We start from the raw sequence: 26842 nt of genomic DNA on the forward strand, positions 1-26842 counted from the left end.
TCACTCCCCTGCCCGCACCACCCCACGCTCCTCCAGCAAGCGCACAAACATGCTCAAACTGCGCGACACCGTCCCGCGCCGCCACACCAGCCAGGTGGTCAGATAACGAAAATCCGGCGTCAGCGGCCAGACACTGACCGTTGCGCTGCCGGGCATGCTCTGCAGCATTTTGCGCGGCATCAGGGCCAGGCCGGCGCCCGCGCTGACGCAGGCGAGCATGCCGTGGTAGGACTCCATTTCGAAGATCTTGCCAGGCACCGCAGCGTCGGTGCTGAACCATTTTTCGAAGTGATGACGGTAAGAGCAGTTGGAGCGAAACGCATAAATGTTCTCGCCGTTCACATCCGCCGCACGCTGCACTGCGGCGTGATGGAGCGGCGCAATGATGACCATCTCTTCTTCAAACGCCGGCACGCCTTCCAGCGCCGGATGCAGCACCGGGCCGTCAACGAACGCGGCCGCAAGACGCCCGGACAGTACGCCTTCGATCATCGTCCCGGACGGCCCGGTGGACAGGTCCAGATCGACTTTCGGATGCAGTTGGTTGTACGCCGCCAGAAGTTCGGGGATGCGCACCGCCGCCGTACTCTCCAGCGACCCCAGGGGAAACGCGCCTTGTGGCTCCTCCCCCGCCACGGTGGCTCGCGCCTCTTGAACCAGATCGAGAATGCGCCGTGCGTATTCAAGAAAACTCCAGCCAGCAGGCGACAGTCGCAAACGACTTTTCTCGCGAATAAACAGGTCGACACCCAGATCCTGCTCCAGCTGCTTGATGCGCGTGGTCAAGTTCGACGGCACGCGATGGATCTGCGCCGCAGCGGCGCTGATGCTGCCGTGTTCGGCAACGGCTTTGAAGATTTCCAGCTGCACCAGATCCACAGTCATTCTCCAATCGTGAAAGAAACGATCTTTATTATTCAGTTTCCAGAAAACAAACACCACCCTACTCTAGGCCCATCACATTCGACACGCAGGACGAAAGCCATGAGCCAGATTTCCAGCCAGACCCACGCCATCTCGATCAACCCTGCCACCGGCGAGCAGATCGGTCAGTACGCCTTTGAATCCGCAGAAGCCCTCGATGCCGCGCTGACCCGCGCCGCGTTCGGCTTCTCGAAATGGAAGCGCAAGCCGCTGCAGGATCGCTCCCGCGCGCTGACCGCCCTTGCCGGCGCTCTGCGTGAAGGCGCCGAAGCCATGGCGACCATGATCACCCTGGAAATGGGCAAGCCCATTGCCCAGGCTCGTGGCGAAATCGAAAAATGCGCCAAGCTGTGCGAGTGGTACGCCGAACACGGCCCGGCCATGCTTGACGCCGAAGCGACCCAGGTCGAAGGCGGCAAGGCGCGCATCGAATACCGTCCGCTCGGCTCGATTCTGGCGGTGATGCCGTGGAACTTCCCGATCTGGCAAGTGCTGCGCGGCGCAGTACCGACGCTCCTCGCCGGCAACACCTACGTGCTCAAGCATGCGCCGAACGTGATGGGCAGCGCCTATCTGCTGCGTGATGCCTTCAAGCGCGCCGGTTTCGCCGATGGCGTGTTTGAAGTGCTCAACGTCACCCCGGAAGGCGTTTCCACCGCCATTGCTGACCCGCGCATTGCCGCCATCACCCTGACCGGTAGCGTGCGCGCCGGCATGGCGATCGGCGCCCAGGCTGGCGCTGCGTTGAAAAAATGCGTGCTGGAACTCGGCGGCTCCGATCCGTTTATCGTGCTCAACGACGCTGATATCGACGAAGCGGTGCAAGCCGCCGTGATCGGTCGCTACCAGAACTCCGGCCAGGTCTGCGCCGCAGCCAAGCGTTTGATTATCGAGCAAGGCGTGGTCGAGGAATTCACCCGCAAGTTCGTTGAAGCCACGCGCAAGCTGAAAGTCGGCGATCCATTGTCCGCCGACACGTACATCGGCCCGATGGCGCGTTTCGATCTGCGTGACGAACTGGATCAACAAGTGCGCGACACCCTCGAAGAAGGCGCGACCCTGCTGCTGGGTGGCGGCAAGGCTGAAGGTGCGGGCAACTACTACGAACCGACCGTGCTGGCCGACGTCACCGATCGCATGACCTCGTTCAAACAGGAACTGTTCGGCCCGGTCGCCTCGATCATCACCGCCCGTGACTGCGCGCATGCCATCGCTTTGGCCAACGACAGCGAGTTCGGCCTGACCGCGACGATTTACACCGCCAATGTGCAACTGGCCCAGCAACTGACCAGCGAACTGGAAACCGGCGGCGTGTTCATCAACGGCTACTCCGCCAGTGACCCTCGCGTGACCTTCGGTGGCGTGAAGAAAAGCGGTTTCGGCCGTGAGCTGTCGCACTTTGGTGTGCGCGAGTTCTGCAATGCGCAAACCGTGTGGCTGGATCGCAAATAAACCAGACACCTAAAACCCTGTAGGAGCTGCCGCAGGCTGCGATCTTTTGATCTTGTTTTTTAGGACAAGAGCAAAAGATCGCAGCCTGCGGCAGCTCCTACACAGGTTCGTCAGTTTTTGAAGTCGGTAGACAGTGCCAACTCGTTCCACTCGGCCAGTTCTTGCGCCACCAACCGATTCTTCGCCTCGATTCGCGCAACCGTGTCGCTACCCAATGCCAGGCGTTGTGGCGGATTCGGTGCGTTGACCAGCGCGAGGATCGCCTCGGCAAACTGCAGTGGATCACCCGGCTGCGCGTGGTTCGCGGCCTCGGCGAAGGTGCGCATTTTGCCCACGGTTTCGTCGTAATCCGGCAGTATCAGTGCGGTTTTGATCAGCGACTGCTCATCCAGAAAGTCTGTGCGGAAGAAACCCGGTTCGACCACCGTGGCATGGATGCCCAGCGGTGCCAGTTCCTGGTGCAGCGCTTCGCTGATGCCTTCCACCGCAAACTTGGTGGAACCGTAAACGCCCCAACCCATGTACGCCTGATAGCCGCCAATTGACGAGATATTGATCACATGGCCACTGCGTTGCGAGCGCATATGTGGCAGAACGGCGCGGGTGACGTTGAGCAGGCCAAACACGTTGGTGGCGAACAGGCGCTCGGTCTCGCTCGCGCTGGTTTCTTCCACCGCGCCCAGCACGCCAAACCCGGCGTTGTTGATCAGTACATCGATGCGGCCGAACCGCTTGATCCCTTCCGCGACCGCTTGATGCGCTTCCTCTTCTCGGGTCACGTCGAGACGCACCGCCAGCAGATTCGGGTGATCGCCGAGGCGATCAGTGATGTCTTGTGGGTTACGGGCAGTGGCAATCACGGCGTCACCAAAACGCAAGGCGCGTTCTGCGATGAGTGTGCCAAAACCACGGGAAGCTCCAGTAATGAACCAGGTACGCATAGCAACTCCTCCTGTCAGCGACCCTTGGCGATGGTGCCGGGTCTTCTCGATGAGTTGATGCGACTTTAAGCGCGTGCTACTGATGTGATAATCCCAGCAATTTTGCATGACTTTGTGAAAGGCACTCACAGATGAAATCACCCTCAGCGGCTGACCTCTCGGTATTCCTGTGCACGGCGCTGCATTTGAATTTCAGCAAAGCAGCGATTGAACTTGGCCTGACGCCGTCGGCCCTGAGCCACTCGGTCAAAGCGCTGGAGAATCGTCTCGGCGTGCGACTGTTCAACCGCACAACCCGCAGCGTGGCGTTGACCGAGGCTGGCGAACGCCTCTATGCGCGCCTGAAACCGGCGTTTCGCGACATCGATGATGCACTGGAAGACCTCAACCATTTTCGCGACAAACCCTCCGGTAACCTGCGTATCACCGCCGGCCGCCAGGCCTGTGAGCTGGTGCTGCTGCCAATTGCCAGTGAGTTTTTGCAGGTCTATGGGGATATTCGTCTGGAAGTAGTCGAAAGCGATGCACTGCTGGATATCGTCGCTGGCGGTTTCGATGCCGGCGTGCGCTTTGGCAATCGACTGGAGGCCGACATGGTTTCCCTGCCGATTGGTCCGACGATGCGCTCGGTGGTGGTCGGTTCGCCGGCATTTTTTCAGCGCCACGCCACGCCACAAAAACCCGAGGAGTTGCATGATCTGCCGTGCATCCGCCACCGCTTCCCCAGCGGCGCGATGTACCGCTGGGAGTTCGAACGCGGCGGCATCAGCCAGGAAATCGAAGTCAATGGCCCGCTGACCCTGGGCGATGTCAGCCTGATGGTCGGCCCCGCGCTGCAAGGATTGGGGCTGGCCTATGTGTTCGAAGAAATGGTCAGCGAACATCTGCGTTCCGGGCGTCTGGTCCAGGTACTGGCAGACTGGTGCCCCTACTACCCCGGCCTGCATCTGTACTACCCGAGCCGCCGCCATGTGCCGGCACCGCTCAAGGCTTTCATCGACTTCTCCCGCAATCGCACCCAAACCAGCCAGGAGCTGTAACAGGCTGCGATCTTTTGATCTTCGAACAGTGATAAGCCCGGCCATTCACATGACGGGGCTTTGGGTTCAGCAACCGCTTACTCAGACTTTCTGAGCAATCAGACCGCGGGCGACACACGGCACTTGTTGACCATCGACGGTGGCAGCTCCGAAGAACAGCAACGTGTCGTCAGTGAACAAGGCCGAAGCCATCCCGGCGGGGCTGACACTGAATTGCAGCCAACCTTTGCCCCCACCGAAGGTGTTATCCAGAACTCCCGCATCAGTGAATTTCGCGACCACTACCTGGCCGGGACCATAAAGATGTCCGTACACCAGAATGCTGCCATCTTTCTGGACACAAGCGTTATGCCAACTGGTTTCGCGGTCGCCCAGTTTCACCAGCAATGGTTTGCCGCGATTGAACTGTATGTTTGCACTGCCATCAGACTCCCGGCTGATCAATAGCCCGCAATCATCCTCATCAGAGGTGTAACCAATCCCCAATAGACGTTTGTTCGTCTGCTTAACAAGGTTTTCCATCAGAAAGTTCATTTCGCCACTTAGCGGTTCAATCAACAGATAACCATTGTCGGCAAATGAGGTGTCGGTTTTACCCGTGGAATGCAATCTCGTGAACAGTGCCCGGGCGTGCGGGATGTACATTTCCTGGCAGTTACCGACCAGCACATACTTACCATCGTCCGCCAGCAGAATGTCCGTGACTTGGGTATGGGTAAAGTCCGGATGAGCGACCCAGACGATGCCGCTCTCGTTGAAATCCGGATCAAGTACGCCATCAGGTGTCAGTCGAATGATCGCGGTTTGAGTTTCTTCTATGCCGTCATAAATCAGCTCATGCAACAGGATTTTACCGTCGGGCAGAATCGCGCTGTTGCCGGTGGTTCGCGCCATGGACGAACTGTGCAAGCTACCGAAACTGTCATCCTGCTCCTCACCGATACTGCCGAGCGCGATCAGCACTGTCCCGCTTTTGCCAAACGTCTGGTCCGGACTGCCATCAGGGTGCAGACGGATCAGGCCTTTCCAGGTATTGAAAGTGCCGTCGTGGTAGTTGCCGATCAGCAATAGCTTTCCGTCGCGCAACTCGACCACTTCGTTGATCTGTGAATAAGCGCGCCCACCGTTATTTTGGACAAACTCTGCGATCACATAGCCCGCCTGACCGAATGTCGGGTCGATCGCCCCGCTTGCCTTCAGCCTGACGCAGTAGTAGGCAAATCGCCTGGTAGAGGTGCGGATACTGCCGCAGACGTAAAAACGACCCGCAGAATCGACAGCCATACCTCGGGGGGAAATGTTGTCTCCTGGCTCATCGGGTCCTTTCAACAACACCAACCCGCCCTCCCCGAACGTCGGGTCGAGCTGACCTTCATCGCGCAAAAACAAGGCGTCGATTTTCATGCTGATTGCTCCTTGTGCGTTTAGCCGACGCGATGATCTGTCCTGATTCAATTTCGCCCGTGATAACGGAGTACCAGGCCTTGGGAAGCTGGCGTGGATAGAAAGCCTGCGATCACGATTTTTCCATCGCCCTGCAGGTCTATGCCGTCAAAAGAGCCGACCCGCTCCAGTGAAGTGCTGACCCAGCCGACGCCGTTGAAAGTGGTGTCAAGCGAACCATCGCTAAGCAGTCTGGCCACAACCAATTCCCCTTGCTCTTCTGGCCGTTGGATCTTGTCAAGCAAAACAAGGGTTCCGTCAGGTTGCATGGCGGCGCGGCGCCAGAGGGTGTCGACGTTATCCAGTCGGGTCAGCAACGGTTGACCACGGTTGAACTGAATATTGGGGCTGCCATCCGGCTCGAGGCTGATCAGCAGGCCTTGACCCGCAGCCGTTCTCCCGATCGCCAATAGCCGCTTGTTCGGTTGCCCGATCATCGCGTTGATCGTAGGGGTCTGCAGTGTCGGCAATGACACAACGACAAACCCGTCATCGCCAAAGGTTCGATCAAGGTGGCCATCGATGTTATAGCGCGCGAAAAATGGCGCCGGCGTACCTGAACGGGGCGCCAGATTGCCGCCGACCACGATCTTGCCGTCGGGATCAATGAAGCCGTTGCGCAGTTTCACATCCGCCGGGACGCCTCCCGGGTAAACCACTTGGACATGGCCTTTCTGATTGAAAGATTCGTCCGCAGAGCCATCGCTGTTCAGCAAAAAGATCAACGCACGGGTGTCCGCCTCATGAGAGACGACATAGTTGTGCACGACCAGGATTTTTCCGCTATCCAGTGCCGTGAGGCTACACGCATGGTCTTGAGTCTCGCCTTGCGATTGCGGGGCGCGTTGCGCCTGAATGTCTTCGGGCAATCGGAGAATAACCAAGCCTTCAGAGCCAAAATCGCTGTCCAGCGTGCCGTCGCAGAGGAAACGGGCCAGTGTGGGGATTGTGCCCACCTGTCCTGTCAGGAGAATTTTGCCGTCAGCGAGCAACGCGATGGATCTACCCGCAGAGTTCATGTTGAGGGCAAATGAGCCGCTGGAAATGCCATCCACACCGAAGGATTCATCCAGTGTTCCATCCGGCATCAAGCGGCCCAATACGTACGGATAACCGAAAGCGCCTCCGATCGCATAGCCCGCAAAATAAAGGTATTCAAGGTTTGCAGAGCGTTGCACTGCGACGTCATGGATTAAGGTTTGCGACCCTACACGAGGAATATCCAGGCGAAAAATACCGGCATCGGCAAAGCTTTCATCAAGCGACCCGGGGGTCCGCACAGTGTTGTTCGAGTGGCTCATGGAGCGTTCCTTGAGGGGGGATCTCGACTCAAGTAGCTACCCATCAGTCTTTTCCGTCTACTGTAAGGTCTGACAGTAGACACCAAATTTTATCTGTGTGTGCCGACGCTGCACCTACCGTCAAGTGAAGGTCTATAGTGGATTAATCCATTGCCCTCGTGGCCTGCTGTCGAGCGCTGTCCATGGTCAACACCGAACACCTGATCATTTGCGAACACTGCGATTGCGTGTATGAAAAAGTCGCGCTCGCCAAACATCAGAAAACCCTGTGCCAACGTTGCGGCGGGGTGCTCCAGCGCTACAACGGCCTGACGGTTGAACAACGTCTGGCCCTGACGTTCACGGCGGCGATGCTGTGGCTGTTCGCCAATTTCTATCCGGTGATGAGCATCAGCCTCAAAGGCTTGAAAAACAGTGCGACGCTGTGGGATTCGGTGCTCGCGCTGAGTCAGGGGCCGATCACGTTCATGGCGATGGTCGCGGCGATCTCGATCATCATTGCTCCGGCCTTTCAATTGGTGCTGCTGATCTGGGTGCTGAGTTTCGCCCTGTCGTCGCGCCGCGCACCGGGATTCAAGGTGTGCATGCGCTGGCTGGAAACCCTGCGCCCGTGGAGCATGCTTGAAGTGTGTTTGCTGGGAGCGATGGTGGCAGTGTTCAAACTCGCCGGACTGCTCGATGTCTTGCCCGGTATCGGCCTTTTTGCGCTGGCCGTGCTGAGCCTGATGATGATCCGTATTGCCGGCCGCGATATCCGTGACCTCTGGGACATGCCATGAATCGACCAGCGACCGCCAGCGAACTCAATCTGTGCCTGTGCCACAGCTGCGGCCTGGCCTGCGACATGACCGACGAGCCGCACGAATGCCCGCGCTGCGACGCCCCCTTGCACCGGCGCAAGACCAATTCACTGACGCGCACCTGGGCCTATTTACTCGCTGCGCTGGTGTTTTATATCCCGGCCAATCTGCTGCCGGTGATGAACACCACCATGCTTGGCAGTGGCTCCGACAGCACGATCATGAGCGGCGTGCTGGAGTTCTGGCAGCACGGCGCCTGGGACATCGCCCTGATCATCTTCATCGCCAGTATCGCCGTGCCGGGCGTCAAGTTCGTCGCCCTGTCGCTGCTGCTGATTACTGTGCAGCGCGACAGCGGCTGGGCCCGCCGCGAGCGCTCGAAAATGTTCCGTTTCGTCGAGTTGATCGGCTACTGGTCGATGCTCGACGTGCTGGTGGTCGCACTGGTCGCGGCGCTGGTGAAATTCCAGGCGCTGGGCGATATCGAGCCACGCCCGGGCATCCTGTTTTTCGGCATGGTGGTGGTGTTCACCATGCTCTCGGCAATGAGCTTTGACCCGCGGCTGATCTGGGACAACGCCCCCGACGACGAACCGCTCAGCGATGAACAACCTCCAGCAGCACCTGCAATGGATGGCGTAGCGCCCGATCCGACTGGCGCTTGACCTGGCTGCGGCACGAATAACCGGTCGCCAATGCCTCGCCCTTCTCTGCCGGTGCATCGACTTGACGCGCCCACGATTGTTCGTAGATCACTGCCGAGGTTTCGCGGTTACGCGCCTCGTGGCCATAGGTGCCGGACATCCCGCAGCAACCGGTGGCCTGAGTGGCCAGTTTCAACCCCACGCGCTCAAACACTTGCTCCCATTGCCGAGTGGCAGCCGGGGCATTGGTTTTCTCGGTGCAGTGCGCCAGTAAACGGAAGGTCTCGGCCCTGCTCTGGCTAGTCTGTTCCGGCATGACGTCGAGCAGCCATTCCTGCAACAGCGCGACCTCCGGGCATTGCTCCATGCCCGGCACTTTCTGATATTCCTGGCGATAAACCAGTGTCATCGCCGGATCCAGCCCAATCAGCGGCACGCCGACATCCGCCAGCGCTCGCAATTGCCGCGCGTTGCGCACCGCCGCACGGTTGAATGCCGACAGAAAGCCCTGCACATGCAGCGGTTTGCCGTTGGCACTGAACGGCGCCAGATACACCTGATAACCCAGACGCGAAATCAGCTCGACCAGATCCGCCAGCAGCGGCGCTTCGAAATAGCGCGTAAACGCATCCTGCACCAGCACCACGCTGCGTTCACGCTGTGCCTGGGTCAGGCCAGACAGGGTCGACACCGTCGCCGGTTGCACCTGCCAACGACGCATCGCCGCGTGGAAATCAAAGCGACTGAGCAACGGCACATCGACCATTCCGCCGACACGCTCAAGCATGCCGCGAACCCACGAGGCGCCCATTAAACCGTTGTACAACGCCGGAATTCGCGCCATCCAGGGGATGGTGTATTCCAGCGAGGCGATCAGATAGTCCCGCGCCGGGCGCAGATACCGGCTGTGATACAGCTCAAGAAAGCGCGAACGAAACTCCGGCACATTGACCTTCACCGGGCATTGCCCCGCGCAGGACTTGCACGCCAGACAACCGGCCATGGCGTCGTAGACCTCATGGGAGAAGTCTTCGGACTGCGCGCGGCTATTGCGCCAGCGCTGCCACAACGAAGAGAAAAATGCCGGTCGGCGAACGGCATCCGACAATACATCTACACCCGCCTCGCCCTGCAACCGCAGCCACTCACGGATCAACGATGCCCGCCCCTTGGGCGATTGCGCGCGTTCGCGGGTGGCTTTCCATGACGGGCACATCGCATCGTCAGGGTCAAAGTTGTAGCAGGCGCCGTTGCCATTGCAGTGCATGGCCGCGCCGTAGCTCTGCCAGACTTTTTCGTCGATCTGCCGATCCAGTTCGCCACGCAGAGTCACTTCGTCAATTTTCAACAACGCCGCGCCGGTGTTGGCTGGGGTGGCGATCTTGCCCGGGTTGAACTGATTGAACGGGTCAAACGCCGCCTTCAACGCTTGCAGGGCCGGATACAGTTCACCGAAAAACGCCGGCGCGTATTCCGAGCGCAGGCCTTTGCCGTGCTCACCCCAGAGCAGGCCGCCGTAACGTTGGGTCAGCGCCGCAACGCCATCGGACACTGGACGCACCAGCGCCGCTTGCTGTGGATCTTTCATGTCGAGAATCGGCCGCACGTGCAGCACGCCGGCGTCAACATGGCCGAACATGCCGTACTGCAAACCGTGGCTGTCGAGAAGCTCGCGCAACTCGGCGATGTATTCGGCCAGGTGCTGCGGCGGCACGGCGGTGTCTTCGACAAACGGCTGCGGCCGTGCTTCACCGGCGACGTTGCCGAGCAGACCGACCGCACGTTTGCGCATGCCATAGACCTTGTTCACTGCCGCGTGACCGACGGCCAGGGTGTGGCCGAGTCGCTCGACAGTGCGGTCACTGGCCAGGTGCTCGATGAAGGCTTCGACCCTTTTCTGCAAATCCTCGGGATCATCACCGCAAAATTCGACGAGGTTGATCCCCAGGGTCGGTCGCTCGGCGCTCTGCGGAAAATACTCGGCAACGCCGTGCCAGACGATGTCCTGCATTGCCAGCAGCAACACCTTCGAGTCCACGGTTTCAATCGATAGCGGCTTGAGTGCCATCAAGGCGCGAGCGTCGCGCAGCGCGTCCATGAACCCGGCGTAGCGGATGTTCACCAGCATCGTGTGCTTGGGGATCGGCAGCACGTTGAGCCTGGCCTCGACCACAAAACCCAGCGAACCTTCGGCGCCACACAACACGCTGTTGAGGTTGAAACGATTGTCTGCCTCGCGCAGATGTGCGAGGTCGTAACCGGTCAAGCATCGATTGAGGTCGGGAAAGCGCTCTTTGATCAGTGCGCCCTGCTCATCAATGATCTGCCGCGCACAACGATAGACTTCGCCGACCCGATCCTCGCGCGCGCACTGTGTCTCAAGTTCGCTGTCCTCAAGCGGCAAACCGTGCAGACGCTCACCGCCGCGCAGAATCATGTCGAGCTCGAGTACGTGGTCGCGGGTCTTGCCGTAGGTGCAACTGCCCTGGCCGCTGGCGTCGGTGTTGATCATGCCGCCGACGGTGGCACGGTTGGATGTCGACAATTCTGGAGCGAAAAACAGTCCGGCGGATTTCAGCGCGGCGTTGAGCTGATCCTTGACCACCCCGGCCTGCACCCGCACCCAGCGTTCCTCAACATTGATTTCCAGAATACGGTTCATGTGCCGCGACAAGTCGACCACGATGCCGTCTGTCAACGATTGGCCATTGGTGCCGGTTCCACCGCCACGCGGGGTGATGACCACTTGTTGGTAGGCCGGTTCGGCAATCAGTCGTGCAACGCGCGCCACATCGTCGGCGTCCATGGGAAACACCGCAGCTTGCGGCAAGCGCTGATAGATTGAGTTGTCGGTGGCCAGCACCACACGACTGGCGTAGTCGGCGCTGATTTCACCGCGAAATCCACTGGCCTTAAGGGCTTTGAGGAACTGCTGATAATCGGAGGTCAGAGCGGTAGAGGGCGACAGCTGGGCAATCATCGGTCAGGGTATCTCGGGTCAAAATCAGGCCGTGTGGCGGTGAACAGTTGTACGCAACGAATGATTGCGTCAGGCTCCGCCATCTCATGTTGTCCATATTCATTGCTGAAGGATCTTGGGACAACCGTAAATTCGACCCGCTATTAATGACTTTTACGAATGAATCCGCGAACGCTCACCCCTTCCATGTCGTTATTGCTCGCCTTCGAGGCTGCCGCGCGCCACGAAAGCTACACACGCGCCGCCCATGAACTGTCGCTGACGCAAAGTGCGGTCAGCCGTCAGGTGCAGATTCTGGAGAAGATGCTCGGCATGCGCCTGTTCAATCGGGAGGGACGCAAAGTCGTCCTGACGGATGTCGGACGCATGTATCAACGCGAACTCGCCGAGGCCCTCGGGCAAATTCGCAGCGCGACCCTGCAAGCCATGGCGTTTGGTTCGGGGATCCACAGCTTGCGGCTGGCGACGCTGCCGACTTTCGGTTCGAAATGGTTGCTGCCGCGACTCAAGGACTTCTACACAGCCCACCCGGGCATGACCGTGCACCTTCATTCACGCATTGAAGCCATCGACTTTGATACCAGTGAAATCGATGCGGCGATTTGTGTGGGCGCAGGGGAATGGCCGGGGCTGAGCGCCCTGCCCCTGCACACCGAAGAACTGGTAGTTATTGCCAGTGCGCAATTGTCCGTCGCCGAGCGCGATGACGCCGAAAAGCACGTCGCCGGGCAATTGCTGCTCAACGTCAGCAGTAACGCCCAAGCCTGGACCGAGTGGTTCACTCATCACGGCCTGCCGCACCGCAGCATGCGCATCGGCCCGAGCTTTGAAATGACCTCGCACTTGATTCAGGCGGTGCGGGCGAATATTGGTGTCGGCTTGGTGCCGAGGATTCTGGTCGAGGATGAATTGCTCAGCGGTGAGCTGCTGCAACTCGGAGAACCGATCACCAGTCGTCGCAGCTATTACCTGGTGTATCCGCCGCGCAATGAAGCGCTGCCATCGCTGAAGGCGTTTCGGGACTGGTTGGTGGATACGCTCTGACCCGCATCAGCGCTTTAGCGGTGGAGGCGCACTCGGCCCCTTGAACAGTGGTTTCTCCAACGGCTTTCCGTCGGGCCCAAAGAATAGATATTCGTATTTCTTTGGCATTAACTGCATAGCTCTGGCGGTCATGACGAACCCTCTGATGCCGGGCTGAACTCAACCCATTTAACCTTCGCGGAATCTATCAGCAAAAACTCAGCGCCAAAAGGCACCGTTTGGCCATTGCCATCGAGCCAACGCGGATTATGGATCAGGAACTGCCCATTGGCTGACTCCGGCGGCCACTCGGCCGGCCAGCCAGCGACGCGCCTTTCGTCATGCAAATGCAGGGTGATGAGCCGATCAAATTGCGCAAATGCGCAGAACCATTCACTCGGGTAGGAAGATTGTTTCGTTACGTTTCTGCGACGCAACCAGCCATGCAACCTGTCATTGGTAGCAAAATAACAGGACAGCAATCCAAGTAACAGCGAAGAAAGGAATGCCCATGACGTCTGCGCCTTGCCATCCTATATTCCTACAGAAAGTCCCTTCGCCCCCAACCACAAACAGACCACACCAATACCTGTTACCGCCCCATGAATCACAAACGTAAATATCAACGCCTGCACAATCTGCCCGAAGGTATCAGGCCGCTTGAATGCGGTAAGCGTGTAAAAAATCCAGGTTGAGACAAATCCGGGGATGAGGTACTGCAGCAACGGAATAACTTCTTTGACCAGATCATCCATGATCTGCGGCTCCTTGAAAGACATGCCGCCCCCGATTGAGGGCTGGCACTTAAAAGCCTAGTGCACGCTGAAAAAATGCTCGCCGCCAACTGTCACAGGTCATTACCCGAGACCGAAAAACCTAAGCATCCTGCAAGATCAGATCCGCTCCCTTCTCCGCCACCATCAGCACCGCCGCGTGAGTATTGCCCGACGTCACATTCGGGAAAATCGACGCATCGACAATCCGCAACCCTTCAAAACCATGCACCTTGAGACGGTTGTCGACCACTGAAGTCTGCTCGTCCGCGCCCATCGCGCAAGAGCCGCACAGGTGATAGATCGAGCCGCAGTTCTCGCGGAAGTACTGCAACATCTGTTCGTCGGTCTCTACTGCAGGTCCCGGCAGAACTTCGTCGACGGTGATGCTCTTGAGCGCCGGGGCGTTCATGATTTTGCGCATCAGGCGACTGCCCTGGATGACTTCGTCGATGTCCTTCTGCGTGCTCAGATAATTCGGATCGATCAGCGCCGCATCACGGGGATTTTTTGAAGCTATCTCGATGTGCCCACGGCTGGTCGGGCGGCACGGGTTGAAACACAACAGGAAACCGGAATACGGCTCGGGCTTGAGACTGGCCTTGTTGTTTTTCGGGATCTGGTACGAAAGCGGATTGAAATAGAGCTGCAAATTCGGATGATTCTGTTGCTCGTCGCCACGGAAGAAACCGCCTGCCTGATTGACGCTCATCGCCAGTGCACCTTTGCGCGTCAGCAGGTACTTCACACCGAGCTTGAGCTGGCCGAACAGCGAACTCAGTTCATCGTTGAGCGTCGGGATATTGGCCTTGTAGTAGTAACTGGCGCACAAGTGATCCTGCAGGTTCTGCCCGACCGCCGGCAGATGTTTGACCAGAGGAATCTGGTGCCTGGCCAGCAACGCGCGGTCAGCCACACCGGACAGTTGCAGAATTTTTGGTGTATCGACTGCTCCCGCGCAGAGGATCACTTCCTTGCGCGCTGTGAAGGTTCGCACCACGCCGTGCTGGGTAATGGCAATGCCCGTCGCGCGCTGCCGGGTTTCGTCGAACAACACCCGATCCACCAACGCGTAATGCTCAACCTTCAGGTTCGCACGCTTCAGTGCCGGATGCAGGTGGGCGAAGCTGCTGGAGCAGCGCTGCCCATTTTTGGTGTTGACGTCATAAAGGCCGGCGCCTTCGAATTTCGCACCGTTGAAATCTTCGCTACGCGGATAGCCGAGCTCAGAGCAGCCCTGAAGGAATACATCACAAATCGGATGAGTCTGGCCCTTCATCGGCGTAATGCTGATCGGGCCGCTGCCGCCGTGGTATTCGCTGTCGCCCAGCGGATGGTTTTCCAGTTTGCGGAAGTACGGCAGCACATCCTTGAAGCCCCAACCGTCATTGCCATTGGCTGCCCAATCGTCGAAATCATGAGCCTGGCCGCGCACATAGATCATGGCGTTGATCGAGCCCGAACCGCCCTGGACCTTACCGCGTGGTGCATAGATTTCGCGGTTGCCCAACTGCTTCTGGGGCTGGCTGTAATACATCCAGTTGAAGGTCGGGTTGTAATACATTTTGGCGAACCCGACCGGGATCTTGAACCACAGGGAGCTGTCCTTGCCGCCCGCTTCCAGCAGCAGCACGGTGTGTTTGCCAGAGGCCGAGAGCCGGTTGGCCAGCACGCAACCCGCGGCGCCTGCGCCTGCGATGATGTAGTCGTATGTCATGCACGGTTACCGCGTAAGTCGTTGTACAAAAATCGGAATGAACACTGCGATCCCCTGTAGGAGCGAGCCTGCTCGCGATGGCGGCGTGGCAGTCGACATTTGCATGTCTGGCACACAGCTATCGCGAGCAGGCGAAGGCCTACAGGAACCGTGTCAGCCTCGGGCCGGCGATGTGTCTTTGACATCCACCGGCGTCGGCGCCATTTGCAGGTGCAGACGTTCGCCGGTGTAAGGCGAGTGCTTGCGCACCACGTCCATGTTCAGCTCAACCCCAAGGCCCGGCTCGGTGGACGGGATGATGTAGCCGTCCTCCCACTGCAACGGTTTGGTCAGCACCTCGGCGTGGAAACCGCCCCAGGTCTCGATGCTTTCCTGAATCAGGAAGTTCGGCGTGCAAGTCGCTAACTGGAAACTTGCCGCTGCACCGATCGGCCCGTTGTAAAGGTGCGGGGCGATTTGCGCGTAATAGGCCTCGGCCATGCTGGCGATCTTTTTGGCCTCGAGCAGGCCGCCGCAGCGTGCGACGTTCATCTGCAAAATCGACGCACCGCCCGCCTGCAACAATTTGAAGAATTCGTACTTGGTGGTCAGACGCTCGCCGGTAGCAATCGGGATGCTGGTCTTGGCCGCGACTTGCGCCATGGCCTCTTCCTGGCCCGGCGGTACGGGCTCTTCGAACCACAGCGGATCGTATTTTTCCAGGCGCTTGGCCAGCCGGATCGCCGACGACGGCACCATCTGCCCGTGGGTGCCGAACAGCAGGTCACACTTGTCACCCACTGCTTCGCGAATCTTGCGGCAGAAGGTTTCGCAGCGCTCCAGCACTTCCAGTGAGATCTGGTGCCCGGAGTACGCGGTATACGGCCCGGCCGGGTCGAATTTCACGGCGGTGAAGCCTTTGTTCATATTCTCGATGGCGCATTCGGCCGCCAGATCCGCATCGTCGTAGTCGTATTCGCCGCGACTGTTGATCGGGTACAGATAGGTGTAGGAGCGAAGGCGCTCGTTGACTTTGCCGCCCAACAATTCGTAAACCGGTTTGTTCGCCGCCTTGCCGATGATGTCCCAGCAAGCCATCTCCAGGCCGCTGACCACGCCCATCATGGTCAGGTCGGGACGCTGGGTGAAACCGCTGGAATAGGCCTGACGGAAGAAGCGTTCGATATGGTGCGGATCCTGATCGAGCAGATAGCGCTCGAACACGTCCTCAATGATCGGCAGCATGGCTTTGGGACCGAAAGTAGCGGCATAAATCTCGCCGACGCCTTCGATGCCGCAATCGGTCTTGAGTTTGACGAACAGCCAATACATGCCGCCAATGTGCGGCGGTGGTACGGCGACGATGTGAGTTTCAAGGGCGATGACTTTCATCTCAGGCACCTGTCTTTTTCAGTGATTTGCGGTTGATCCGGGCACGCAGGGTCAGCGCGGCAAAAGTGCCGAGCAGACCGACGAAGGCGATGTAGCCGAAATACAGCTGGTAGCCGAGGGCGCCCGGGTAGTGTTCGGTGAGGTAGCCATTGATCAGCGGAATAAAGGCATCCGGCATGTAACCCACTACCGAGACGATGCCGATGGCCAGGCCTGTGATGCGCAGCGGAATGTCACAGCTGTCGAGGATCGCCCAGTACAGACCACGAATCGCGTAGGTCATCAAACCGATGAAAATCACCGTGGCAATCAACAAGCCCATGCTGTTGAGCGCTGGAAACACGATCAGCCCGATCATCGCCAGCGAGGCCAGCAGCAGAGCAACGATCAGCACCGAGATGTTGGAAAACTTGTCGCCCAACCAGCCCCCGCCAATGCCACCCAGCGGGCGCATCCACAACTTGATCGTGGTGATGGTGCCCGCCATGACCGCCGTCAGACCCCCACCTTGCAGGTAATCCGAGAAGCTGTAGGTGGCCCAGAAGATGTGGTAACCGCAGAACACGATGGCGGTGACGAGCCACAACTCAGGGATTTTCACCAGCGTCGTCAGATCCTGGAGCAGGTTGAACTTGCCCTTCTCCACCGCTGGCGTGTCCTCCATCGATTTCGGATCCTTGATCAACACCAGCACACAGCCGATGGCAATACAGGTAAAGGCGTAGAGGTAGACCACATGCTTGAAGCCTTCGGCAGTGGACTCGCCACGGGTCTCGGTGGCGAACGCAAACAGCGCCAATGCAACCGTCGCCAGCAACGCTTCAACCAGACCGCGACCACCATCAAGGATGCCGAAGAAACGACCCTGCTCGGTGTGATGAGCAATCATCTTCACCCGCTTGAGCACCGAGGCCCAAAAGGTCAAACCGGTGGTCAGGCCCCAGCAGCCAAAGATGATCATCAGCCCGGTCATCGACGGCGCGGTCGAATACCAGAGCCCCAAGGCGCCGGTGGCAACCAGCGAGAAGAAAATCAGAAAGCGTGGCGCAATTCGGTCGGCCAGCCAGCCGCTCGGCAAATAGCTGAGCAGGAAGATCGTGCCGAGCATCGAGTACAGATAGCCCAGTTCACTGTGGCTGATCTGAAAAACCTCGAGCATCGTGGTCTGGTAGACCTGGCGCAGATACAGAATCGGATAGATCGCGCCGGCGGCGAGCACCAGCAACATCAATTGGAAATAGCGACTTCCTTTGTCACTTTGGCTTTTCACAGCCGAATTGGAACCCTGAACAGCGGCAGCAGAGGATGCATGCTTGGACATTGAAGTGACCTCGGGCAACCCGGTGCTCCGGGCGCCCCTGATAATTGTTTTTATAGGTGCAGCGTGAGGCGTGTTGCGGTGGATCAGTACTTCATGACCACGAGTCGGGTCTGGGTAAATTCGAGCATGCCGTGCTTGCCGTCATCGCCGCCCAGCCCGGAGCGTTTCCAGCCGGCGTGGTAGCCCTGATACGGATCGGCCGGGGTGCGATTGACGTACAACTCGCCAGCCTCGATGGCATTGGCGATTTTCTGCGCGGTGCGATAGTTCTCGGTGTAGAGCACCGACGCCAGGCCGAACTGGTGGTCGTTGGCCATGGCCAGCGCCTCGTCGATATCCCGATACTTGAGCACCGGCAGCACCGGGCCGAAGATTTCTTCCTGAACGATTTCCATGTCCTGACGGCAGCCACTCAGCAGCGTTGGCGGGTAGAAATGCCCCGGTCCTTGCGGCAGTACACCGCCACTTTCGAGGGTCGCGCCTTGTGCAACGGCGCGCTGGACCATGGCGTGGATGTTCTTCTGCGAACTGGCGTTGACCAGCGGGCCCATGAGGTTTGCGTCGGTCGCGCGATCGCCGAATTTGACGTTGGCGATTTTGGTCTTGAGCAGACCAAGGAACTGCTCGTAGATGCTTTCCTGCACATAGACCCGCTCCACCGCCGTGCACAACTGGCCGCAATGGGTGGTCTTGGAGGCAATGATCGCGCTCGCGGCAGCTTCCAGATCGGCATCCGCCTCGATGATCGCCGGGGTCTTGCCGCCCAACTCCAGCGACGGCTTGGCGATGTTGGTCTTGCAGTAGTCGAGCACGATACGCCCGGCGTTGACGCTGCCGGTCAGGGTAATCAGGCCCACCGCTTTATGAGTGCAAACCGCCGCTGCGGTGGCGTGATCCATGGTCAGGATATTGATGACACCCGCCGGCATGCCCGACTGCTGCACCGCTTTGGCGATTTCGAACGCCGAAGTCGGTGTGTTGTTGCTCGGACGCACCACCACGGTATTGCCGGCAATCAACGCCGGGGCGATTTTGCGCAGCAAGGTATAGACCGGGTAGTTGAACGGGATCAGGCAGGCCACGACACCAATCGGCTCGCGATGCAGAAACAGGTTCTCGTCGGGACTGTCGCTGGGGATGATTTCGCCTTCGATACGCCGCGCCCACTCGGCGTGGTAGCGGGTGATCTGTGCGGCGTAGCGGGCTTCGTTGCTGGCATCGCTGATGCTTTTGCCGGACTCCGCTGCCAACGCGGCGCCGATGGCCTCGGCGCGATCCTCAAGAGCCGTGGCGAGCGCTCGCAGATGTTCGCCGCGTTCGATGCTGGTGAGTTTGCCCCAGACCTTTTGCGCCGCTGCGGCGGCGTCGACGGCGGCGGTGGCCTCTTCAGCAGTGGCGCCCGACACATGGCCGAGCAGCGCTTCGGTGGCCGGGTTGTAGACCGCGATCAGCGCCGCGCTGGCAGGCTCGATGAATTGGCCGTTAACAAAATTTCGCTCGGTTCGCATGTGCATCGCCCATCGTTGTTTTTATCAATGCCACCAGTCTTGTCATCGATGGCAGGTTGAACAAACGATTTATCGGGCGCCAGAACATTCGAAAAATGCAGGTTACTCCCAATAGCGATGTCTCAGATGGCCGCAGTCGAAGGCTCCAACTGGCGCTGGGCCAACCAGATCTCTTCCTGCAACCACTGACTGAACACCTGCAACTGCGGCATTTCAGTCTGCTCCGGCCGGGTTACCAGCCAATACGACTGATGCCCCTCGACATGCACGTTCAGCACTTGGGTCAACTGACCGCTGGCCAACTCTGCGGCGACCATGTGCCAGTCGGCAATGGTAATGCCCAGCCCATCGGTCGCCGCTTGTATCGCCAGATCCAGCAGGTCGAACTCATAGCCGCCCTGGGTATCGACACCGCTGATACGTGCCGCGTCGAGCCAGTGTTTCCAGGTCAGGTAACGCTGATCTTCCTTGGCCAACACATGCAGCAGTGTCAGGCGATTGAGATCGATGCCCTGCTCGCTACCCTCGCGGGTGTATAGAAAAGGCGCACACACGGCGATATGTCGCTCCTGGATCAGCAAAGAGCTGTCGAGCCCGTCCCACTCGCCGTCGCCAAAACGGATCGCACAGTCCAGGTTGCTGGTTTCCGCCAGGCTGTCCTGCAAGCGCGTGGTGATGCTCAACTCGAGTTCCGGGTGCTGCTCGCGCAAACGCCCCAGCCGCGGCATCAACCAGCGACTGGTAAAGGTCGGCGGCGCGTTGATGTGCAGACGATTGGAGTGGGTTTTCTGCTGGATGCTGCGCACCGTCAGCTCAATCTTGTCGAATGACTGATGCAGCGCCCGCAGCAGAACCTTGCCGGCACTGGTCAGCTCCAGATGATGATGGCGGCGCTCCAGCAGGCTTTCGCCGAGCTGCTCTTCCAACTGCCGGACCTGACGGCTCACCGCGCTTTGGGTGACATTGAGCAACTCGGCGGCGCGGGTGAAGCTGCCGGTGCTACCGGCCACTTCGAACGCTTTGAGCGCATTCAGGCCGGGCATTTTGCGTTTCATATCAAGGCACTCGAAAACCACTGACAAGACGCGAAGCATCCCACGAGTTTGACGGACTGTCCTACAGGAATTTCCGAGTAACATGCATTCGACGCAGGTTCTTCCGTCGTTTTTATCGTTTGTTCCAGATCTGTCGGATGGCAAAACTGCGCGGCATCTCTAATAAAAACAATCGAGAGCCGCTCCATGCCCTTCCCCTCTTTGTTTCGCCTGCGCACGACCTCCATCGCTCTGTTTTGCAGCTTTGCCGCTCCGGCAATGGCGGTGCAGGTCACCGATAATCTTGACCTGGGCGGCGCCATTCGCGCGCGCTGGGATGTCGATCCTGATCGCGACATTCAAAAGTTCGGCCTCGACACGGTGTTCCTCAGCGCCAAGTACAACTCCGACACCTGGATCGGCGAGGCGCAATACCGCTTCTACGGTCGCTCCTACCCTTACCAGTACAGCAAAAACTACGGCGACATCCGCTTCGCCAAGTTCGCGTGGGCCGGGTACAAATTCAATCCCGATCAGCAAGTGCAGGTGGGGTTGAACACGGTGCCGTTCGGTTTGCAGCCCTACTTCGGCAGCACCTTTTACGAAACCCTGGGCAACGTCATCGGCCTGGAAGATGTGCAGCAGGTCGGCGCCAAATACATCCAGCAAAGTGGCGACTGGAATTTCCAGGCAGGTTACTACCTGCGTCCTGCCTGGCAAGGCAAAGGCACCAGCAATGGCGTGACCTATTCCAGCGTGGTGTCCGAGGCTGACAGCTATGTCGCTGACGGCAGCGACAACCAGGAGCGCAACACCGTGGTGCTGCGGGTGGCCAAGGCCATGGATCTTGGCCCCTGGAAATCCGAAGTCGGCGTCTCGGGCCTGACTTCAAGCCTTCAGAACAGAGACACCGACAACGATGGGCGACGCAACGCCGTCGCCGTCCACTATCTGGGCAAGAACGGCCCGTGGGGCGTGCAACTTCAGGCGGCGCGACAGCAGATGTCGCCGCGCAACCCCGGCAGCGATGAAGTGGTGACGCTCGGCGGCTATGACGGCACCTATAACGTTGCCAGTCGCGGCAATTTGTACGTCGCGGATGTGAGTTATGACGTCGCCGGCAAGTACCTTTTCGATCAAGTCAGCGGGATCAAGCTCTACGCCAACTACAGCGCTTTCGACAAGTCTGCCAGCGGCTTCAAGACATCAGAACGAATGATCCTCGGCAGCTCGTTTTCGGTGAGCAAGTTGTGGGTGGCCGCCGAATGGCTGATCGGCAAGAACGATCCCTACATCGGCGGCAGCAGTTACACCCAGAGCCTGGGCGCCGGCGGACTGGATCAGTGGGAGAACCAGATGTATGTGAACATTGGGTATTACTTCTGATCCGGAATTGACTGCGTATCAAAGTCAGCCTTCGCGAGCAAGCTCGCGAAGGCGTCCTGCCAAACACCACTTGCATCCGCCCCTCACCAATAGTCAGATAGGCCCTACAAACCAAACTTACAAAAATAAAACCGAGCTAAACGCTCGATCCGGGGTTCTGCCTCCATGCGTCAACTGCCCTCGCTCAACACCCTGCGCGTGTTCGAAGAAGTCGCGCGCCATCGCAGTTTCAGTCAAGCCGCACAAGGACTGAACGTCACTCAGGGCGCAGTCAGTCGCCAGATCAAACAACTCGAAGACTACCTGGGCGTGGCGCTGTTCGTCCGCACCCCGCAAGGCCTGTCACTGACCGAAGCCGGCAGCAACCTCAAACCGCATCTGGCCGAAGCGTTCGACCACATGGAACGTGCGCTGCAAGCGGTGCGCGTGCCCAACCTGCGTCAACGCCTGCGCGTGCTCGCACCGCCAACCTGGGCGACACGCTGGCTATCGCCGCACTTGCGTGCGTTCTGTCAGCGCTATCCAGACATCAGCCTGAGCGTGACCAATCAGGCCAGCCACGACAGCGCCGCAGAAATCGACTGCCACATCCGTTTCGGCCTTTGCGCCTCTACGCATTGCGCCAGTCAATTGTTGGTGATGGAACGGCACATCGCAGTCGCCAGCCCTGAGTTATTCAATGGCGATCAAGCGCCGGATCTGAGGGAGTTTCCACTGTTGCACATCCTCCACGACGGCAAGCGCCTGAAGGTTTGGGAGAACTGGCTGGCGGCCATGGGCCGGGAGGACATCGATGCCGGGCAGGGACTGGAATTCAGCACACTGGATCAGGTGATCCACACCGCGCTGGCCGGAGGTGGCCTAGCGGTGATCGATCGGCAGATGATCGAGAAGGAACTGGCTAACGGCAGCCTGTTACCGATCACCCCGATTGAAGTGATCGGCCCCTACGGTTACTGGCTGGATGTGGCGAATGACAAGCAAGGCTTGTCGAAAGTGAAGCTGTTTACTGACTGGTTGAGTCTGGTCAGTAATCCTTGAAACACCGCGCTCCCATTGTAGGAGTGAGCCTGCTCGCGATAGCGGTCTTTCAGCCAGCATCCATTTTGGATGTCAGTCCCTCATCGCGAGCAGGCTCACTCCTACAGTCAGATTTGTGTCGCCACTTTGGTCACTGTGGTGACACTCCCCTCCACCGGACTCTGCGCCTTGCACGCCTGACTCAACGTCAACGACTTGGTCTCCGGCGCCCATGCCCACGACAGCAACGCACCGATCGCCAGAATCGCTGCCAGAATGCCCATGGTCGGACTCAGGCCAATCCCCGCCACACTGACCGGCAACAGGAACGTACTCACTGCCGAGCCCAAGCGACTCACTGCTGTTGCCAGGCCAATACCGCTGGCGCGCACTTCGGTCGGGAAACTCTCTGCCGGGAACACCCCGACCAGATTGCTCACCGCCGACAACACCAGTGTGAACACGCCGAACACCAGCACCATCAGCCACGCCGCACTGCCCGGCAACACCGCCAGCAGGAGCAACGCCACCGCAAGGATGATGAACGAGTTGATCAGAAATCCGCGGCGGGTGAACTTGATCGTGCACCAGATGCCGATCAGCGCACCGAGGATTAGCAGCATGTTCAGCATCAGTTCGGTGCCAAAGCCTTCCGCCAGGCCCATCTGCTGCAGGATCGACGGCAGAAACGTGTAGATCGCAAAATACGGCATCACGATGCACACGAAAAACAGGCAGTTGAACGCGGTGCGTTTGCGGTACTCGCGGCTGAACAACACCGCATAGCCGGAACGGGTTTCCGTGGAGCGGGTTTCATCCAGCTCTACGTTATCGCCCAGATGTTTTTTGACGATCGCCCGCGCCTCGGCCACCCGCCCTTGATTGACCAACCAGCGTGGCGACTCCGGCGTGCCGATCCGCGCAATCAGAATCAACGCAGCGGGGATCGCTGACGAGGCCAGCATCCAGCGCCAGGCATCGTCGCCAAGGCTGAGCATCGCGGTGCCGACGAAGGTGGCGGCAACGTAACCAAACGTCCAGATCACGCTGAACGACCCGAGCAACACGCCACGATGCTTCTTCGGCGAGAACTCGGCCAGCATCGCGTGACCGACGCTGAAATCACCGCCCAGCCCAATGCCGATCAGCACGCGGCAGAGAAACAGGCTCATCGCCGTTTCAACGTAGAACTGCATCACCGAGGCAACAGTGATGAGCACGAAACTGACCAGGAAGATTTTCTGCCGGCCGACCTTGTCCGAGATCCAGCCGAAAAACAGACTGCCGAAAAACAGCCCGATCAACGCCGAAGCGCCAATCAATCCCTGCCAGAACGCATCCAGTTGCATTTGCGGGCTGAGCAAGGTGAACGCAATGCCGATCAGGCCAAGGATATAGCCGTCGGTGAAGTGCGCGCCGAAGGTCAGGCCGGCGATTTTGATGTGGAAGCGACCGATGGGCAGGTCGTCGATTTTTATTGGTTGAGCGGACATGTTCATCTCCAATTGTTGTTATTGACGGAGAAATCGATTGCTCTTGTTTTAACGGTGGACGCGATCCCTGTGGCGAGGGGATTCATCCCCGATGGGGTGCGAAGCAGCCCTTCTTTTGAATCAAAAAGCAGGGGAGTACTGCGCAACTCATCGGGGGATAAATCCCCTCGCCACATAACGCCTCACAAGGTTTCATCAGGAGAAGTCAGAGACCGCCCATCAACAAGTATTTGATCTCCAGATAGTCATCCAGACCGTACTTCGAACCTTCGCGCCCGAGGCCCGATTCCTTGATCCCGCCGAACGGCGCTACTTCCGTAGAAATGATCCCTTCGTTGATCCCGACCATCCCGGCCTCAAGTCCTTCGGCCATGCGCCACACCCGGCCGATATCGCGACTGTAGAAATACGCCGACAGCCCGAATGGCGTGTCATTGGCGCGCCGCAATACTTCGGCTTCATCCTTGAAGCGGAAACACGCGGCGACCGGCCCGAAGGTTTCGTCCTGCGCGATCAGCATGTCGCCATTGACCTCGGTGAGGATGGTTGGCTCGTAGAACGTGCCGCCCAAGGCATGACGACGCCCGCCGCACAACAGCGTGGCGCCCTTCTCCAGTGCATCGCTGACATGGCTTTCAACCTTGGCCAGTGCGGCAGCGTTGATCAATGGGCCTTGCTCGGTATCACCTTCCAACGCACTGCCGACTCGCATCGCTGCAACGGCTTCAGCCAGTTTGCCGGTGAAGGCCTCGTACACACTGTCTTGAATAAAGAAGCGGTTGACGCACACACAGGTCTGCCCGGTGTTGCGAAATTTGGAGGCCATCGCACCTTTGACGGCAGCGTCCAGATCGGCATCGTCGAAGACAATGAACGGCGCGTTGCCGCCCAGCTCCAGCGAGACCTTTTTCAAAGTGTCGGCGGCCTGGCGCATCAGCAATTTGCCAGTGCGCGTAGAACCGGTGAACGACAGTTTGCGCACCACGCTGGAGGCTTGCAGCGCGCCACCAATAGCGACGGCATCGCCGGACACTATATTGAGCACACCCGCCGGAATGCCGGCCTGTTCAGCCAGTACCGCCAGGGCGAACGCCGACAATGGCGTCTCTTCCGAAGGTTTGAGAATCATCGTGCAACCCGCCGCCAACGCCGGCCCCACCTTGCGGGTGACCATTGCCAACGGGAAGTTCCACGGGGTAATCGCCGCAACCACGCCGATGGCTTCCTTGACCACAATGATCCGTGCATCCGCCTTATGGCTCGGGATCACATCACCGTAGGCCCGCTTGGCCTCTTCGCCGAACCATTCGAGGAAGCTTGCGGCATACACTACTTCGCCCATGGCCTCGGCCAACGGCTTGCCCTGTTCACGACTGAGCAGTGTCGCCAGATCTTTCTGGTTGGCGAGCATCAAGTCACTCCAACGCTTGAGCCGTTGGCTGCGCTCCTTCGCCGTCAGTTTTCGCCACGCCGGCAAAGCACGGTTGGCAGCCTCGATGGCCAGAACGGTTTCCTCGGCACCGGCCTTTTGCACCTCGGCAATCAACTCGCCATTGGCCGGATTGCGCACCGGATAAGTCGAGCCACCCCTGCCCCATTGGCCATCGATGAAGTTGCCGTACCGGATCAAATCGCTCATGCCACCGCTCCTTGCAGGGTGAACCGCTCCAGCCCCGGACGGGCCATGCGCAAGATGCGTTTGCCAGCGGTGTAATCGTTGATCACGTCGCACGGCGTGTAATTGCGTTCCAGTTCATGCAGCTCGTCAGCGTCGAGCCTGGTTTCCAGTGCGGCCAGCGCACTGTCGAACTGCGCGGTGGTATCAGCGCCGACCAGCATGCAGTCGACACCGGGGTGATTGGCCACCCAGGCCTGGGCGATTTGCGCATTCGACACGCCGCGAGCCCGGGCTACGCGCTGCACCGAATGGGCGATCTCGAACGAGGCTTCGTCGCTGTACATCTGCTGGGTAAAGAAGTCGGTCTGGTTGCGGGTCGACTGCACGTCACCGGTCAGCAAGCCGCGAGCCAGCGGACTGAACACCGAGACGCCAATACCCTGGTCGCGGCAGAACGGAATCATCTCGCGCTCTTCTTCGCGGTAGGCGCAATTCAATTGCAGCTGCATGTTGATCGGCTTGATCCAACCATTGCGCTCGCAAGCCATGAGGATCTTCGCCAGTTGCCCGGTGAGCATGGTGGATACGCCGATATAGCGAGCCTTGCCCGAGCGCACGATATCGTTCAAGGCGCTCATGGTTTCTTCGACCGGGGTGTTCACGTCGAAGTAATGCAGCATGAACACGTCGACGTAATCCATGTCCAGACGCTTCAGCGACGCATCGATGCTGTCCATGATGTGCTTGCGTGAATGGCCGCTGGCATTGATGCCGGTGCGCGTGCCGTAACCGACCTTAGTGGTGATCACCAGGTCTTCTCGACGAGCCAGACGCTTGACGATGCGCCCCACCACCTCTTCACCGACACCGGCAGAATAGAAGTCTGCGAGGTCGATGAAATTCACGCCGTTATCCAGTGCGTGCGCGACGATCGGCTCGCTCTGCTTTTCATTGAAGATCCACGGTTTCCAGTCCGGCGTGCCCATGTTCATGGTGCCCAGGCACAAGCGGGAAACTTGCAGGCCGGAGTTGCCCAAACGAATGTATTGCATG

General features: G+C 59.0%; 20 protein-coding genes and 1 pseudogene. 7 read left to right on the top strand and 14 right to left on the bottom strand.

Going from position 1 to position 26842, the window contains the following annotated elements:
- Window positions 1–879: a LysR family transcriptional regulator gene (locus ACIOVB_RS04805; RefSeq protein WP_401265529.1), complete on the bottom strand. Its 879-nt coding sequence runs from the start codon at window positions 877–879 to the stop codon at window positions 1–3.
- A 105-nt stretch (window positions 880–984) separates the two neighbouring features.
- Between ACIOVB_RS04805 and ACIOVB_RS04810 the strand changes: the two genes are divergently transcribed.
- Complete coding sequence (locus ACIOVB_RS04810; RefSeq protein WP_401265348.1) at window positions 985–2376, top strand: aldehyde dehydrogenase family protein; 1392 nt, start codon at window positions 985–987, stop codon at window positions 2374–2376.
- 110 nt (window positions 2377–2486) lie between these two features.
- Here ACIOVB_RS04810 and ACIOVB_RS04815 read toward each other — a convergent pair whose 3' ends face one another.
- On the bottom strand, window positions 2487–3317 hold the full coding sequence (locus tag ACIOVB_RS04815) for an oxidoreductase (RefSeq protein ID WP_401265351.1): 831 nt from the start codon (window positions 3315–3317) through the stop codon (window positions 2487–2489).
- 131 nt (window positions 3318–3448) lie between these two features.
- On the opposite strand from ACIOVB_RS04815, the gene ACIOVB_RS04820 reads away from it, so the two are divergent.
- Window positions 3449–4357 carry a LysR family transcriptional regulator gene (locus ACIOVB_RS04820; protein ID WP_401265353.1) on the top strand — a complete coding sequence of 303 codons (909 nt, stop codon included), beginning with the start codon at window positions 3449–3451 and terminating at the stop codon, window positions 4355–4357.
- An 81-nt stretch (window positions 4358–4438) separates the two neighbouring features.
- On the opposite strand, the gene ACIOVB_RS04825 is transcribed toward ACIOVB_RS04820, so the two are convergent.
- Together ACIOVB_RS04825 and ACIOVB_RS04830 are read right to left on the bottom strand one after the other, a co-directional pair.
- Window positions 4439–5761 carry a hypothetical protein gene (locus ACIOVB_RS04825; RefSeq protein ID WP_401265356.1) on the bottom strand — a complete coding sequence of 441 codons (1323 nt, stop codon included), beginning with the start codon at window positions 5759–5761 and terminating at the stop codon, window positions 4439–4441.
- 47 nt (window positions 5762–5808) lie between these two features.
- Entirely contained in the window at window positions 5809–7101 is a 1293-nt protein-coding gene (locus tag ACIOVB_RS04830) for a hypothetical protein (protein ID WP_401265359.1), read from the bottom strand.
- Window positions 7102–7283: 182 nt separating this feature from the next.
- On the opposite strand from ACIOVB_RS04830, the gene ACIOVB_RS04835 reads away from it, so the two are divergent.
- Both ACIOVB_RS04835 and ACIOVB_RS04840 read left to right on the top strand, forming a co-directional pair.
- The gene (locus ACIOVB_RS04835) at window positions 7284–7880 is read left to right on the top strand and encodes a paraquat-inducible protein A (protein ID WP_401265361.1); all 597 of its coding nucleotides are present in this window, start codon (window positions 7284–7286) and stop codon (window positions 7878–7880) included.
- Window positions 7877–8566, top strand: coding sequence for a paraquat-inducible protein A (locus tag ACIOVB_RS04840; RefSeq protein ID WP_401265362.1), 690 nt, complete (start codon window positions 7877–7879; stop codon window positions 8564–8566). Before ACIOVB_RS04835 ends, ACIOVB_RS04840 begins: the two co-directional genes overlap by 4 nt.
- On the opposite strand, the gene ACIOVB_RS04845 is transcribed toward ACIOVB_RS04840, so the two are convergent.
- Window positions 8499–11525 carry an FAD-binding and (Fe-S)-binding domain-containing protein gene (locus ACIOVB_RS04845; RefSeq protein ID WP_401265365.1) on the bottom strand — a complete coding sequence of 1009 codons (3027 nt, stop codon included), beginning with the start codon at window positions 11523–11525 and terminating at the stop codon, window positions 8499–8501. The genes ACIOVB_RS04840 and ACIOVB_RS04845 overlap by 68 nt on opposite strands.
- A 159-nt stretch (window positions 11526–11684) precedes the next feature.
- Between ACIOVB_RS04845 and ACIOVB_RS04850 the strand changes: the two genes are divergently transcribed.
- Window positions 11685–12569: a LysR substrate-binding domain-containing protein gene (locus ACIOVB_RS04850; RefSeq protein WP_401265368.1), complete on the top strand. Its 885-nt coding sequence runs from the start codon at window positions 11685–11687 to the stop codon at window positions 12567–12569.
- 128 nt (window positions 12570–12697) lie between these two features.
- Here the strand turns inward: ACIOVB_RS04850 and ACIOVB_RS04855 are convergent.
- The 6 genes and pseudogenes from ACIOVB_RS04855 to ACIOVB_RS04880 form a co-directional block, all read right to left on the bottom strand.
- A pseudogene (locus tag ACIOVB_RS04855) lies at window positions 12698–13303 on the bottom strand (DUF6338 family protein).
- A gap of 121 nt (window positions 13304–13424) precedes the next feature.
- Window positions 13425–15038 carry a GMC family oxidoreductase gene (locus ACIOVB_RS04860; RefSeq protein WP_401265370.1) on the bottom strand — a complete coding sequence of 538 codons (1614 nt, stop codon included), beginning with the start codon at window positions 15036–15038 and terminating at the stop codon, window positions 13425–13427.
- A gap of 153 nt (window positions 15039–15191) precedes the next feature.
- Window positions 15192–16409 carry a mandelate racemase/muconate lactonizing enzyme family protein gene (locus ACIOVB_RS04865; protein ID WP_401265372.1) on the bottom strand — a complete coding sequence of 406 codons (1218 nt, stop codon included), beginning with the start codon at window positions 16407–16409 and terminating at the stop codon, window positions 15192–15194.
- 1 nt (window position 16410) lies between these two features.
- Window positions 16411–17730: a nitrate/nitrite transporter gene (locus tag ACIOVB_RS04870; protein ID WP_401265374.1), complete on the bottom strand. Its 1320-nt coding sequence runs from the start codon at window positions 17728–17730 to the stop codon at window positions 16411–16413.
- Window positions 17731–17813: 83 nt separating this feature from the next.
- Complete coding sequence (gene aldA, locus ACIOVB_RS04875; protein ID WP_401265531.1) at window positions 17814–19238, bottom strand: aldehyde dehydrogenase; 1425 nt, start codon at window positions 19236–19238, stop codon at window positions 17814–17816.
- 122 nt (window positions 19239–19360) lie between these two features.
- On the bottom strand, window positions 19361–20293 hold the full coding sequence (locus tag ACIOVB_RS04880; RefSeq protein WP_401265376.1) for a LysR substrate-binding domain-containing protein: 933 nt from the start codon (window positions 20291–20293) through the stop codon (window positions 19361–19363).
- Window positions 20294–20479: 186 nt separating this feature from the next.
- On the opposite strand from ACIOVB_RS04880, the gene ACIOVB_RS04885 reads away from it, so the two are divergent.
- Together ACIOVB_RS04885 and ACIOVB_RS04890 are read left to right on the top strand one after the other, a co-directional pair.
- Window positions 20480–21658, top strand: a complete 1179-nt coding sequence (locus tag ACIOVB_RS04885; RefSeq protein ID WP_401265379.1) for a hypothetical protein — start codon at window positions 20480–20482, stop codon at window positions 21656–21658.
- Between the two features lie 165 nt (window positions 21659–21823).
- Window positions 21824–22699, top strand: coding sequence for a LysR substrate-binding domain-containing protein (locus ACIOVB_RS04890; protein ID WP_401265382.1), 876 nt, complete (start codon window positions 21824–21826; stop codon window positions 22697–22699).
- 107 nt (window positions 22700–22806) lie between these two features.
- Here the strand turns inward: ACIOVB_RS04890 and ACIOVB_RS04895 are convergent, their stop codons facing one another.
- The 3 genes from ACIOVB_RS04895 to ACIOVB_RS04905 form a co-directional block, all read right to left on the bottom strand.
- Window positions 22807–24171: an MFS transporter gene (locus tag ACIOVB_RS04895; protein WP_401265385.1), complete on the bottom strand. Its 1365-nt coding sequence runs from the start codon at window positions 24169–24171 to the stop codon at window positions 22807–22809.
- Between the two features lie 205 nt (window positions 24172–24376).
- On the bottom strand, window positions 24377–25810 hold the full coding sequence (locus ACIOVB_RS04900) for an NAD-dependent succinate-semialdehyde dehydrogenase (protein WP_401265386.1): 1434 nt from the start codon (window positions 25808–25810) through the stop codon (window positions 24377–24379).
- A complete protein-coding gene (locus ACIOVB_RS04905) occupies window positions 25807–26841 on the bottom strand; it encodes an aldo/keto reductase (protein WP_401265387.1) in 1035 nt (344 codons plus the stop codon). Before ACIOVB_RS04905 ends, ACIOVB_RS04900 begins: the two co-directional genes overlap by 4 nt.
- Window position 26842: the final 1 nt, after the last annotated feature.

The sequence above is a fragment of the Pseudomonas sp. NPDC087639 genome, assembly GCF_044743385.1.
GTDB lineage: Bacteria > Pseudomonadota > Gammaproteobacteria > Pseudomonadales > Pseudomonadaceae > Aquipseudomonas.

Excerpts from the sequence above, each read along its gene's own strand:
- aldA (WP_401265531.1), bottom strand. The coding sequence starts at position 19,238 with ATGCGAACCGAGCGAAATTTTGTTAACGGCCAATTCATCGAGCCTGCC.
- ACIOVB_RS04845 (WP_401265365.1), bottom strand. The coding sequence starts at position 11,525 with ATGATTGCCCAGCTGTCGCCCTCTACCGCTCTGACCTCCGATTATCAG.
- ACIOVB_RS04815 (WP_401265351.1), bottom strand. The coding sequence starts at position 3,317 with ATGCGTACCTGGTTCATTACTGGAGCTTCCCGTGGTTTTGGCACACTC.
- ACIOVB_RS04895 (WP_401265385.1), bottom strand. The coding sequence starts at position 24,171 with ATGTCCGCTCAACCAATAAAAATCGACGACCTGCCCATCGGTCGCTTC.
- ACIOVB_RS04830 (WP_401265359.1), bottom strand. The coding sequence starts at position 7,101 with ATGAGCCACTCGAACAACACTGTGCGGACCCCCGGGTCGCTTGATGAA.
- ACIOVB_RS04810 (WP_401265348.1), top strand. The coding sequence starts at position 985 with ATGAGCCAGATTTCCAGCCAGACCCACGCCATCTCGATCAACCCTGCC.
- ACIOVB_RS04905 (WP_401265387.1), bottom strand. The coding sequence starts at position 26,841 with ATGCAATACATTCGTTTGGGCAACTCCGGCCTGCAAGTTTCCCGCTTG.
- ACIOVB_RS04870 (WP_401265374.1), bottom strand. The coding sequence starts at position 17,730 with ATGTCCAAGCATGCATCCTCTGCTGCCGCTGTTCAGGGTTCCAATTCG.
- ACIOVB_RS04865 (WP_401265372.1), bottom strand. The coding sequence starts at position 16,409 with ATGAAAGTCATCGCCCTTGAAACTCACATCGTCGCCGTACCACCGCCG.
- ACIOVB_RS04890 (WP_401265382.1), top strand. The coding sequence starts at position 21,824 with ATGCGTCAACTGCCCTCGCTCAACACCCTGCGCGTGTTCGAAGAAGTC.
- ACIOVB_RS04835 (WP_401265361.1), top strand. The coding sequence starts at position 7,284 with ATGGTCAACACCGAACACCTGATCATTTGCGAACACTGCGATTGCGTG.
- ACIOVB_RS04880 (WP_401265376.1), bottom strand. The coding sequence starts at position 20,293 with ATGAAACGCAAAATGCCCGGCCTGAATGCGCTCAAAGCGTTCGAAGTG.
- ACIOVB_RS04825 (WP_401265356.1), bottom strand. The coding sequence starts at position 5,761 with ATGAAAATCGACGCCTTGTTTTTGCGCGATGAAGGTCAGCTCGACCCG.
- ACIOVB_RS04820 (WP_401265353.1), top strand. The coding sequence starts at position 3,449 with ATGAAATCACCCTCAGCGGCTGACCTCTCGGTATTCCTGTGCACGGCG.
- ACIOVB_RS04885 (WP_401265379.1), top strand. The coding sequence starts at position 20,480 with ATGCCCTTCCCCTCTTTGTTTCGCCTGCGCACGACCTCCATCGCTCTG.
- ACIOVB_RS04900 (WP_401265386.1), bottom strand. The coding sequence starts at position 25,810 with ATGAGCGATTTGATCCGGTACGGCAACTTCATCGATGGCCAATGGGGC.
- ACIOVB_RS04860 (WP_401265370.1), bottom strand. The coding sequence starts at position 15,038 with ATGACATACGACTACATCATCGCAGGCGCAGGCGCCGCGGGTTGCGTG.
- ACIOVB_RS04850 (WP_401265368.1), top strand. The coding sequence starts at position 11,685 with ATGAATCCGCGAACGCTCACCCCTTCCATGTCGTTATTGCTCGCCTTC.
- ACIOVB_RS04840 (WP_401265362.1), top strand. The coding sequence starts at position 7,877 with ATGAATCGACCAGCGACCGCCAGCGAACTCAATCTGTGCCTGTGCCAC.